Source organism: Micromonospora sp. DSM 43699 (assembly GCF_055517075.1).
Genome location: NZ_JBTMMT010000005.1, coordinates 1 through 13,160, shown reverse-complemented (window position 1 = coordinate 13,160; position 13,160 = coordinate 1). Strand labels below are relative to the sequence as shown.

At 72.1% G+C, this 13,160-nt stretch carries 1 protein-coding gene; it reads right to left on the bottom strand.

The window, feature by feature from the left end; translation table 11 throughout:
* Window positions 1-5: 5 nt before the first annotated feature.
* A complete protein-coding gene (locus tag AC0AIB_RS04435) occupies window positions 6-13,124 on the bottom strand; it encodes an SDR family NAD(P)-dependent oxidoreductase (protein ID WP_465096067.1) in 13,119 nt (4,372 codons plus the stop codon).
* Between the last annotated feature and the right edge of the window lie 36 nt (window positions 13,125-13,160).

Sequence of the window (13,160 nt, the reverse complement as noted above, 5' to 3'; positions counted from 1 at the left end):
GTTGTTCATGCCTGCCTGCCGAGTTCGTTGTCGAGTGCCGCGAAGAGGTCGTCGTCGGTGTCCAGTTCGACGGCCGGCAGGGTCGGCCCTCCGTCCACCATCCGGAGCAGCCTGCGCAGTTGCGCGGCGATCGTTCCTGCGAGGGCGACGCCGTCGGGCGTGTCCGGGGTGGCGATGACGGCCTCCAGGGCGTCCAGTGCTTTCTGGACGGGATCCTGCTGCTGGCCGATCAGGTGACCCCGCAGGTGTTCGGCCAGCGCTGCCGTGGTCGGGTGGTCGAAGACGAGCGTGCTGGGCAACCTCAGCCCGGTGGCGGTGTTGAGCCTGTTGCGGAGCTCGACGGCGGTGAGCGAGTCGAGGCCCAGGTCCATCAGACCGCGCCGGGCGTCGATCGTCAGTGGTGCCGGGTGGGCCAGCACGACGCCGACCTGCTCCTTGACGAAGGAGAGCAGCAGCGCCTCCTGCTCCGCCTCGCCCATCCCGGTGAGCCGTTGTGCCAGCGGGATCTCCACGGGCGTGGTGTGCCGGTCCGTTCGTCGCCCGGCACGCACCAGACCGCGGAACAGCTCAGGCAACGTGTCTCCGAGGGAGCGCAGCGCGGCAGGGTCGAGCGCCACCGGCGCGAGCACCGGTCGGGATCCGAGGTCACCGTCTGCCTGTGCCGTCCTGTCGGCGACCATGACCAGGTCGAGCGCCGCGAGTGCCTGGTCGGTCGGCATCGGTAGCACCCCGTTGCGCATCAACCTGGACCGATCGGCCTGTTCGAGCTCGTCGGCCATTCCGCCCTGCCACATCCCCCAGGCCAGGGACACTGCGGGCAGGTCGACGCCGCGACGGTACTCGGCCAGCGCGTCCAGGAAGGTGTTACCCGCGGCGTAGTTGGCCTGTCCTGCGTTGCCCACCAGGCCGGCGACGGAGGAGAAGAGGACGAAGTCCGTCAGCTCCAGTCGGGCGGTCAGCTCGTGCAGGTTCCAGGCCGCCTGCACCTTCGGCCGCAGGACCCGGGCGAGGCTCTCCGGGGTCATCGCCGCCACGGTGGAGTCCTCGACGACTCCGGCCGCGTGCACCACCGCGGCGAGCGGGTGTTCGTCCGGGATCGAGGCGAGCAGCTCGGCCAGCGCCCCACGGTCGGCCACGTCGCAGGCCGCCACCCGCACGTCGGCACCGAGCGCCGTCAACTCGGCCACGAGGTTCTCCGCGCCGCCCCGCCGGCTGGTGAGCAGCAGCCGGCGGGCGCCACGGTCCTCCACCAGGTGCCGGGCGACCAGGGCACCGAGCGCCCCGGTGCCACCGGTGACCAGCACCGTACGCTGCGGGTCGAACCGGCCGTCGGAGTCCGGGCGTCGGACCGGCTGCGGCACCCTCACCAACCTGGTCACGTAGGCGTGTCCCCCGCGCAGCTCGAGCTGTGGTCGCGGATCTGCCAGAGCCGCTGCGCGCAGTTCCTCGCTGGCCGGCAGGCCGTCGGTGATCACATGCTGGAATCGCCCCGGGTGTTCCGACTCGGCAGCCCGGATCAGCCCGGACAGCGCGCTGTGCGCCAGTTCCCCCGTGCTGATCACGGCGAGTCGTGTTCCGATCGGCCTGTCGGTGTCGAGCCACTGCTGCAACACCGCCAGCACCTCTCCCGTGACCTCGGCCGTCGCCTCCGGGGAGGCTGGACGTACCGGAAGGACGACCACGTCGGGAACGGCCACGCCGTCCGCGGTCAGGGCGGCGAGGTTCCGATGGCACCCGGCGTCGAGCCCCAGGTCGTCGGAGCCGAGAACCGCGATGCTCGTGGCACCCACGGTGGCGAGTTCCACCGCGGTGCGCTCCACCGCATACACGTCCGGATGGGGGTGGCCGGTCAGCGTGCCGGTCGGCAGCGCTCGTAGCGTCAGCGACTCGACGGTGGCTGCCAACGTTCCGGTGTCGTCGGCGATGCGCACCGCGACGGCTCCGCTCCCGCCGACCGAGAGCTTCACCCGCAGGGGGCCGGGCCGGATCACCGACAGCTGGACACCGCCGAAGGAGAAGGGCAGCCGGATCTCCGCCGACTCCTCCAGGAGCAGCGCATGCAACGAGGCATCGAACAGCGCCGGATGCAGGACGAATCCATCAGTGTCGACGTCTGCCCGTACCTCAGCGTAGAGGTCGTCACCCGACCGCCAGGCCGCCTGGAGTCCCTGAAAGGCCGGGCCGTACCCGTAGCCGTGGCCGGCGAGGCGGTCGTACAGGTCGTCGACCGGCTGTGGTTCGGCGTCGGCTGGAGGCCAGGACGCCAGCTCGGGGTCGGGATGCGGGCTGAGGGGAATGGCAGCGACCACGCTTCCGGTGGCATGCCGGCCCCAGACGTCGCCGTCCTGGTCTCCACGGGAGTGGATCGCCACCGGCCGACGGCCGTCCGCATCCGGGCTGCCGACGGTGATCTGCAGCCTGAGCGCCCCTGCGTCGGGAAGGACCAGGGGTTCCTGGAGGGTCAGCTCCTCCAGTCGCTCGCAACCGACCGCGGCTCCCGCATGCACGGCGAGCTCCACCAGGGCCGTCCCGGGGACCAGCAGGGTGTCGGCGACGGTGTGGTCGGCGAACCACGGGTGGCTACGGGCCGACACCCGGCCGGTGAACAGCACACCGTCGGAATCCGCGAGCGGCACCCCGGCTCCGAGCAGCGGGTGCCGCGCGCAGTCCAGGCCCGCCGAGGTGACGTCGTCGCTGCCACGCCCCTCGGTCAGCCAGTAGTGCCGGCGTTGGAACGGGTAGGTCGGCAGGTCCACGGCCCGGCCGGCGTTCTCGCCGAACAGGGCACGCCAGCGCACCGGCACGCCTCGGACATGGGCGTGGGCCACGGCGGTGACGACGGTATGCGGCTCGGGACGCCCAGCGCGCAGCACCGGGACCAGCAGTGCCGCCGCGTCGAGGAAATCCTGTCCCATGGCGCTGAGCACGCCGTCCGGGCCGAGTTCCAGGAAGGTCCGCACGCCTTCGGCCTCCAACGCGCGTGCCGCATCCCAGAAGCGCACCGGCTGGCGGACGTGGCGGACCCAGTACTCCGCAGTGGTCAGTTCCTCGACGGTGGCCAGCGTCCCGGTCAGGGTCGACACGATCGGGATGGTGGGCGGGGCGAAGGCGAGGTCCTTCGCGACCGCGTGGAAGTCGTCGAGCATCGCGTCCATGTGCGGGGAATGGAAGGCGTGGCTGACTCGGAGCCGCTTGGTCCTCCGCCCCTGAGCGGTCAGTTCCGCTCCGACCGCCGCGACTGCCGCCGTGTCCCCCGAGAGGACCACCGAGGTGGGGCCGTTGACGGCGGCGACACCCAGCAGGTCCTCCCGTCCGTCGAGCAGCCTCAGCACCTCCCGCTCGTCGGCCTCGACGGCGAGCATCGTTCCGCCACCGGGCAGGGACTGCATCAGCCGGCCACGGGCCGCGACCAGCTTCGCGGCGTCGGCCAGCGAGAAGACGCCGGCGACATGCGCGGCTGCCAGTTCGCCGACGGAGTGACCTCCGAGGAAGTCCGGCCGTATCCCCCAGCCCTCGAGGAGCCGGTAGAGCGCCACCTCGGTGGCGAACAGGGCGGCCTGGGCGACATGGGTCCGGTCCAGCGACGCGGGGTCCTCACCCCAGAGAACGTCGAGCAGAGGCTCGTCCAGCCACCGGTCGAGCTCGCCGCAGACGGCGTCCAGGGCGTCGGCGTAGCCGGGGTAGGCGGAGTACAGCTCCCGGCCCATACCGATTCGCTGGCTGCCCTGACCGGTGAAGAGGAAAGCGGTCCGACCGGCCACAGGCGTGCCACGCACGCTCAGCGCGGCGAGCCCGCCGACCGCTTCCGGGACGGTGGCTGCCACCACCACGGCCCGGTGCGCCAGCCCGGCACGCCCCGTGGCCAGCGTGCTTCCGGTCGACGCCAGGTCCTCCTGCGTGGCTCCGGCGAGGACCGCGCCGACCTGATCGGCCTGCGCCAGCAGCGCCGCCTCGTTGTGCGCGGACAGCACCAGCGGCACGATCGGCATCGGCGGGGGCGGCGAGACCGCCTCGGTGGCCGGTGGCTGCTCGACGATGACGTGGGCATTGGTACCACTGATGCCGAAGGAGGAGACGCCCGCCCGGCGCGGACGTCCGGATTCGGGCCAGGGCACCGCCGTGGTGAGGAGTTCCACCCGGCCGGCGGACCAGTCCACGTGCGGGCTGGGCTCGTCGATGTGCAGGCTCTTCGGCACCGTTCCGTGCCGCATCGCCATGATCATCTTGATGACGCCGGCAACACCCGAGGCGGCCTGGGCGTGCCCGATGTTCGACTTCAGCGAGCCCATCAGGAGGGGGGACGTGCGTTCCTGCCCGTACGTGGCGAGCACCGCCTGGGCCTCGATCGGGTCACCCAGTGTGGTGCCGGTGCCGTGGGCCTCCAACACGTCGACGTCCGCCGGGACCAGCCCCCCGTTGGTGAGTGCCTGGCGGATCACCCGTTCCTGGGAGGGACCGTTGGGGGCGGTGAGACCGTTGCTCGCACCGTCGTTGTTGACGGCGGTGCCCCGCAGGACCCCGAGGATCCGACGGCCGTTGCGCCGGGCGTCGGAGAGCCGCTCCAACAGGAGCACTCCGGCGCCCTCGGCCCACGCCGTGCCGTCCGCCTGCGCGGAGAAGGACTTGCAGCGGCCGTCCGGTGCCAGGCCGCGCTGCCGGCTGAACTCCACGAACAGCGTCGGCGCGGCCAGCACCGTCACACCCCCTGCCAACGCCAACCCGCACTCACCGTTGCGTAGTGCCTGCGCGGCGAGGTGGATCGAGACCAGCGACGAGGAGCAGGCAGTGTCGACGGTGATCGCCGGTCCCTGCAGGCCGAACGTGTAGGCGACCCGGCCGGAGGCGACACTGACCGTGCTACCGACCGACAGGTAGCCCTCCAACGCGTCGGGGGCGTCCTTCAGACGTGCGGCGTAGTCGTTTGCCATGACACCGGCGAACACACCGGTCTGGCTGCCCTTGAGCGAGGTCGGGTCGATACCGGCACGCTCGAACGCCTCCCAGCAGATCTCCAGCAGCAGGCGCTGCTGCGGGTCGATGGCCGTGGCCTCCCGCGCACTCACGCCGAAGAGCTCGGGATCGAACTGCGCGGCGTCGTAGAGGAATCCGCCGTGCCGGGTGTACGAGGTGCCCACGTGATCCGGGTTCGAGTCGTACAGGTTGTCCAGGTCCCAGCCACGATCGTCCGGGAACGGCCCCACCCCGTCCCGCTCGTCGGACAGCAGCGCCCACAGCTCCTCCGGCGAGGCGACCTTCCCCGGGTAGCGACAGGCCATCGCCACGATCGCGATCGGCTCGTCCGGAACACCGGCGACCGGTTCGGCCACGGACGCCCCGGTCGCCGCACCGACGAGCGCCGTCCGCAGGAAGCCCGCCAGCTCGACCGGATCGGGGTGGTCGAACACCAACGTCGCGGGCAGCTTCAGCCCGGACACCGCGTTCAACCGGTTGCGCAGTTCCACCGCCTTGAGCGAGTCGAAGCCCAACTCGCTGAAGGCTCGGTCGGTGGCGACCTGGTCGGCGCGGGTGTACGCCAGTACCGACGCCACCGTGTCCCGAACCAGCTCCAGCAGTACGCGCTGCTGGTCCTGGGCCGGCAGGCCCGCCAGTCGCTCCCGGAGCGGGCTTCCACCTGTCGGCTCGCCGACCGCCACCCGCCGCGCCGGGCGCACCAGTGCGTGGAAGAGAGCGGCCAACGTGCCGTCCTCGCTCCGCCGCCGTAGTCCGGTGTGGTCCAGCAGTGCCGGAACGAGTACCGGGCGACCGGTCGCCAGGGCGGCGTCGAACAACGTCAGCCCCTGCTCACTGCTGATCGGCGCGATTCCGCTTCGGGACATCCGGGCCAGGTCGGCGTCGGTCAGGTGGGCGGTCATCCCGCTGTCGGCGGCCCACAGGCCCCAGGCGAGCGAGGTGCCCGGCAGCCCCAGCGCCCGACGGTGGAGCGCCAGGGCATCCAGGTAGGTGTTGGCCGCCGCGTAGTTGGCCTGTCCTGCGGTGCCGACCGTGCCGGCCAACGAGGAGAACAGGACGAACGCGTCCAGGTCCAGGCCCGCCGTGAGCTCGTGCAGGTGCCGGGCACCATCGATCTTGGGACGCAGCACGGTGTCGAGCTGCCCGGCCGTGAGTGCCTGCAGCGTGCCGTCGTCGAGCACGCCGGCGGTGTGGAGCACAGCGGTGAGCGGATGCTCGGCGGGAACACCCTCCAGTACGGTGGCGACCGCCGCCCGGTCGGCGATGTCGCAGGCGACCACGGACAGCTCGGCTCCGTGCGCGACGAGTTCGGCCTCCAGCTCCAGCATGCCCGGGGCCTCCCGGCCACGGCGGCTCACCAGCAGCAGGTGCCGTACGCCGTACGCGGCGACGAGATGGCGGGCGAACAGCTGGCCCAGCGTGCCCGACGCACCCGTGAGCAGCACGGTGCCCCCGGGGTCCAGCGCAGGCGCCGGGTGGCTGGTCGCAGGCGACCTGACCAGCCGCGGCACCAGCAGCGCCCCGTCCCGCAGGCACGCCTGTGCTCCCGGCACGGCCAGCGCACGGCCCAGCTCGGCCGCGGAGAGGTCCCACTGCGTCACGTCCACCAGGCCGAACCGATCGGGGTGCTCGGACATCGCGGTACGCACCAGCCCCCAGACGGGAGCCGAGCCGAGGCCGGCCTCCGTGCGGGCGGTGGTCGCGTCACGGGTGACGAAGACCAGACGCGCATCGCCGAACCGCGCGTCGGCGAGCCATTCCTGGGCCAGCCGCAGGGTGCTGTGTGCCACGGCACGGGGATCCCCGTCGGCGACGGGGACCACGACGAGCTGCGGACCCCCCTCGATGCCGGAGAGGTCACGGTAGGTCCCCAGCGGGGCGGGCAGCCCGTGGCCGGACCCGTCGAGCACGGCCCACCGGGTGATCGTGGGGCCGGCACCGACGGCCGTCCACTCCACCTCGAGTAGCGGTTGGTCCGCAGTGGTCCGACCGGCCAGCTGCGCAGGGTCGACCGACCGTAGGCCCAGCGATGTCACCGTCGCGATCGGCGCACCGCCGGCATCGGCGAGGGAGATCGCGGTACCCGAGCCGGCAGGGGTGAGCCGCACCCGCAGCATGTTGGCGTTCGCCGCGTGGAGCCGGACGCCCGTCCAGGCGAACGGCAGCACCAGCCGGCCGCCCTCGGCGAGCGCCAGCGGATGCAGCGCGGCATCGAGCAGGGCCGGGTGGATCCCGAACCCGTCCGGGGCGACGTCCGTCGGCAGGGCGACCTCGGCGAACATCTCCGTCCCGGCGCGCCACAGCGCCCGCAACCCCTGGAAGGTCGGGCCGTACTGGAAGCCCCGCTCGGCGAGCGTGTCGTACGCCGCGGACAGATCCACCGGCTCCGCGCCGGCGGGAGGCCAGGCGGCGGCGTCCCGCGCCCCCGTGCGCGCCTGCGCGCGGCCCAGCGTTCCGGTGGCGTGCAGGGCCCATGGGCTCGGCAGCGCGTCGACGGCCCCGGGTTCCGGCCGGGAGTGGATCGACAACGCACGCCGACCCTCCTGGTCCGGAGCGTCGACCGCGACCTGGAGTTGCACCGCGCCGCGGCCCGTGAGCACCAACGGAGCCTCCAGCGTCAACTCGTCGAGTTGGTCGAGACCCGTGTGGTCACCCGCCCGGATCGCGAGGTCGACGAAGGCGGTGCCGGGGAGCAGCACGGTGCCCGCCACGGCGTGGTCCGCCAACCACGGCTGCCCGCTGAGGGAGATCCGTCCGCTCAGGACCAGCTTGTCCTCGTCGGCCGCCATCCAGAGGGCAGCCCCGATGAGCGGGTGGCGTTCGGCGGCCATGCCGAGCCCGCCGGCGTCCCCGGCTGGCGGCGGGCCTTCGAGCCAGTGGCGTTGCCGCTGGAACGGGTACGTGGGCAGGTCGACCGGTCCACCGGCGGCGCCGACCACCGCCGACCAGTCGACCGGCACCCCGTTGACGTGTGCCGCGGCGACCGAGGCCAGGAAGCGGTCCGGTCCACCGTCGTCGCGCCGCAGCGATCCGACGACCACGGCCCCGCGTACGCCGGCGTCGTCGGCGGTGTCACCGAGCGCCGAGGTGAGCACCGGGTGGGCACTGACCTCGATGAAGACACGGTACCCGTCGCGGAGCAGCGCACGGACGGCCTCCTCCAACCGGACGGTCCGGCGGAGGTTGCGGAACCAGTACCCACCGTCGAGTTCCGGACCGCTCAGCGGCTGCCCGGTGACGGTGGAGAAGAAGCTGATCTCACCGGTACGCGGCGTGACGCCGGCCAACAGCTCCCGTAGCTCGTCCTCCAACAGGTCGACGTGGGCGGAGTGGGAGGCGTAGTCGACCGGAACGGTGCGGGCACGGTATCCGTCGACCTCACTCTGCGCGACGAGGTCGGCCAGCGCCTGCGGGTCACCGGAGACGACGGTGCTCGCCGGGCCGTTGTGGGCGGCGATCTCGACCGCTCCGCCCCAACGGGCGACGAGCGCGCGAACCTCGTCGGCCGGCAGCGCCACCGACACCATCCCGCCCGTGCCGGCCAGCTTCACGATCGCCCGGCTACGCAACGCGACGATCTTCGCCGCGTCCTCGATCGATAACACCCCGGCGACCACCGCCGCCGCGATCTCGCCCTGTGAGTGACCGACCACCGCATCGGGCTCGACGCCCACCGAACGCCACAGCGCCGCCAGCGACACCATCACCGCCCACAACGCGGGCTGCACCACATCGACCCGGTCGAGACCGGCCGCGCCGTCCACACCGCGCAGCACGTCCAGCAGCGACCAGTCCGTGAACGGCGCCAGCGCCTGCCCACACTCCGCCAGCCGCGCGGCGAACACCGGGGAGGAGTCGAGGAGTTCGAGCGCCATGCCCTGCCACTGCGAACCCTGACCCGGGAAGACGAACACCGTCCTGCCCCTGCCGGAGGCGACGGCCTGCACCAGGTTCGGCGCGGAACCGCCCGAAGCCAGTGCCTCGAGACCCGCGAGCAACTCGTCGCGGTCCGCCCCCGTGACGGCCGCCCGGACCGGAAGGTGCGGAACCCGCGTCGCAAGAGCCGAAGCGATCACCGCCGGCTCCACGACCGACGAGGCCAGAAGTCCGCGGAGCTGGCCCGCGCGGGCCACCAGCGCCGTCGCACTCTTGGCGGACACCACAATCGGAAGCCCCGCTACGACCGGGCCACCTGCCACGATCGGCTCCGGTCCCTGTTCCAGGACCACATGCGCGTTCGTGCCGCTGATCCCGAACGACGACACCGATGCGCGACGCGGACGACCGCGCTCCGGCCACTTCTGCGCCTGCGTCAGCAGTTGCACCGTGCCCGCCGTCCAGTCGACCTCGGGGGTCGGCTCGTCGACGTGCAGGGTCGCCGGAAGCTCACCGTGACGCATCGCCATCAGCATCTTGATGATGCCCGCCACACCCGCCGCCGCCTGCGTGTGACCGATATTCGACTTGATCGATCCAAGCCACAGGGGCTGGTCACCGGACCGCTCCTGACCGTAGGTCGCCAGGAGCGCCTGCGCCTCGATCGGGTCACCCAACCGGGTACCCGTGCCGTGCGCCTCCACGGCGTCGACATCGGAGGCCGTCAACCCCGCGTTGGCCAGAGCCTGACGGATCACCCGCTGCTGGGACGGGCCGTTCGGGGCGGTGAGACCGTTGCTCGCACCGTCCTGGTTGACCGCGGAACCCCTGATCACCCCCAGGATGTCGTGCCCCAGCCGGTGCGCGTCCGACAGCCGCTCCAACACCAGCACGCCCGCACCCTCGGCCCAGCCCGTGCCGTCCGCCGACGACGAGAACGCCTTGCACCGCCCGTCCGGTGACAACCCCCGCTGCCGGGAGAACTCCACGAAGGTGTTCGGCGTCGACATCACCGTCACCCCACCGGCAACCGCCATCGAGCATTCGCCCCGACGCAACGCCTGTGCTGCCAGATGCACCGCCACCAACGACGAGGAACAGGCCGTGTCCAGGGTCACCGCCGGCCCCTCCAGGCCGAACGTGTACGCCACCCGGCCCGACAGCACACTCGCGATCGTGCCCGTCAGCAGATGGCCCTCGAACCCCTCCGGAGCCCTCCCCCACCGCGACCCGTAGTCGTTGTACATCACACCCGCGTACACCCCGGTCGAGGAACCGGCCAGCGAGGCGGGATCGATACCTCCCCGCTCCAACGCCTCCCACACGACCTCGAGCAACAGGCGTTGCTGCGGATCCGTCGCCACCGCCTCACGCGGACTCAGCCCGAAGAACTCCGCATCGAAGTCCGCAGCGTCGTAGAGGAAACCACCCCTACGCGTGTACGACTTGCCGGTCCTTCCCGGATCCGGGTCGAAGAGCGCGTCCACGTCCCAGCCGCGATCCGCCGGGAACTCGTCGATCGCATCCCGGCCCGCCGCCACCAGCCGCCACAGATCCTCCGGCGAACCGACCCCACCGGGATAACGGCACCCCATACCGACCACGGCGATCGGCTCGTCCGAACCGAGGTCGTGCGCAACCACGGACGGGGCGACAACCGGTCCGGACACCTCGAGTCGAGCCAGCAGGAAGTCCGCCACCGCCCCCGGCGACGGGCAGTCGAAGACCAACGTGGCCGGCAACCGCAGACCCGTCAGTTCGTCGAGCCGGTTACGGAACTCCACACCGGTCAGCGAATCGAAGCCGGCGTCCCTGAACGCCCTGCCGGGATCGACGTCGGCACCAGCGCCGTACCCGAGCACGAGGGCGACGGTCTCCCGTACGGTCTCGAGCACCGCTCGTGCCCGGTCGTCGGGAGAGAGCGGGGCCAGCCGTCGGGCCCAGGACGAGCCGGCGCCGGGGGCGACGCCCGTCGCCTGCCGACGGCGTGCCCGGACCAGGCCGGTGTACAGGCCGGGGAGCCCGGTGCCCTCGGCCAGGGCGCGTAGCGCACCCAGGTCCAGCTCGGCCGGGACCAGCAGCGGCTCCGCCGAACCCAGCGCGGCGTCGAACAGCGCCATGCCCTGTTCCGGGTGCAGCGGGAGGACTCCGCTGCGCTTCCAACGCGCGACGTCCGCATCTCCGAGGCCGCCGGCCATGCCCTCGGCGCTGTCCCACAGCCCCCAGGCGAGCGAGGTGGCGGGCAGACCCTGCGCCCGGCGGTGCTGCGCGAGAGCGTCCAGGAAGGTGTTCGCCGCAGCGTAGTTCGCCTGACCGGCGGTGCCCACCAGACCTGCGATGGACGAGAAGACCACGAAGGCGGACAACCTGCGGTCGCGGGTCAGCCGGTGGAGGTTCCAGGCCGCGTCCACCTTCGGGCGCAGCACCCGCTCCAGCTGACCCGCCGTCAGCGACCCGACCGTCGCATCGTCCAGCACGCCTGCCGTGTGCACCACAGCGGTCAGTGGACGATCCGCCGTCACCTCGTCCAACAGACCGGCCAACGCGTCGAGATCCGACACGTCGCAGGCGGCCACCGAGGCCCGCGCACCCCACGTCGCCAGCTCCGCCACGAACTCCGCAGCGCCCGGAGCCGCACCACCACGGCGACTCACCAGCAGCAGATGCCGCGCACCGTGGTGCGACACCAACCGCCGCGCCACGAGACGACCCAACGTACCCAAGCCACCGGTCACCAGGACCGTTCCCTCCGGGTCCATGCCCCCCGGGGCCGGGCCTTCCGGGGCCGGGCCCGCCGCCACGGCCGCGACCACACCCGAAGCCGGTGCCAGCCTCGGTACGAACAGCCCACCGCCGCGCACCGCGACCTCGGGCTCACCCGACGCCAACGCCACCGGCAACAGCGCCGCCCCACCCTCGTCCAGGTGGACCAGGGCCAGCCTGCCCGGATGCTCGGACTGGACGGTCCGGACCAGGCCCACGAGCGCCGCCGTGGGTAGCGCGCCGTCGGGCAGGACCACCACCAGGCGACTCTCGGCGAACTGCCGGCTGGTCAACCACTCCTGCACCACCTGCAGACCGCGCACCGTCGTCACGTGGGTCTGCAGAGGCACGTCAGCCGGGGCGTCGGTAGCTAGTTCCTGACCACTGACCACCACGAACTCCGGTGCCGGGAGGCCCGCGTCGACAGCGGCACGGAGTGCCCCGAGGTCAGCGTGCGGCGCCTCGCCCACGCGAACCCACCGCTGCTCGTCGACGGGATCGACCGGAGGCACGGCATCCCAGTCCACGCGGTACAGGGACGCCACGGCCGGACCGGCCGGTGCGAGCCGATCACGGTCGACAGGTCGCAGGGAGACCGCCCCGATCGTCGCCACCGGCGCGCCGGCCCCGTCCGCGACAGCGAGGCGCGCAGTGTCCTGGCCGGTACGGGTCCAGCGGACCCTCAGCACCGTGGCGCCGACCGCGTGCATGGTGAAACCCGAGAACGAGAACGGCAGGCGGATCGTGTCGCCCTCCTGCGCCGCCTCCAGTACCAGCGGGTGCAGGGCCGCGTCGAGCAGAACGGGGTGCACGCCGAAACGACCGGCCTCGTCGTGCAGCTGGTCGGGCAGCGCGACCTCGGCGAAGAGATCGTCCCCGACGCGCCAGGCCGCACGGAGACCGCAGAAGGCCGGTCCGTACCCGTAACCCCGATCGTCGAGGCGGTCGTAGACGCCCTCCAGCGGGATGGCGACGCCATCAGCAGGCGGCCACTGGTCCAGGCAGACACCTGCCGAGGGGGCGAAGGGCGTGAGCAGGCCGGCCGCGTGGGCGGTCCACTGCCCTGCGCCGGTCCTGGAGTACACCGTGAACCGACGGTCTCCGCGCGTATCGGCCCGCTCGACGGTCAGCCGGATCGAGACTGCGGCGGTTGCGGTCAGCGTGAGGGGTGATTCGAGGGTGAGCTCCTCGACGGTGGCGTGTCCGAGTTGCTCGGCGGCATGACCGGCCAGTTCCAGGAACACCGTTGCCGGCACCAGGACCGTCCCACCGATCGTGTGATCTGCCAACCACGGTCGCGTCGACAACGACAACGACCCGGAGAACTGCACCCCGCCGCCGTCCGGTTCCGCGATCACCGCAGCCAGCAGCGGATGGTCCGCAGCCGTCAGTCCCAGACTCTCCACGTCACCGGCACGCGGGCCGTCCAGCCAGAAGCGTCGGCGTTGGAAGGCGTACGTCGGTAGATCCACCACACCCACACCCGGCAACAACCGCTCCCACTCCACCCCCACCCCATGCACATGCACACGCGCCAGAGCCGTCACCAG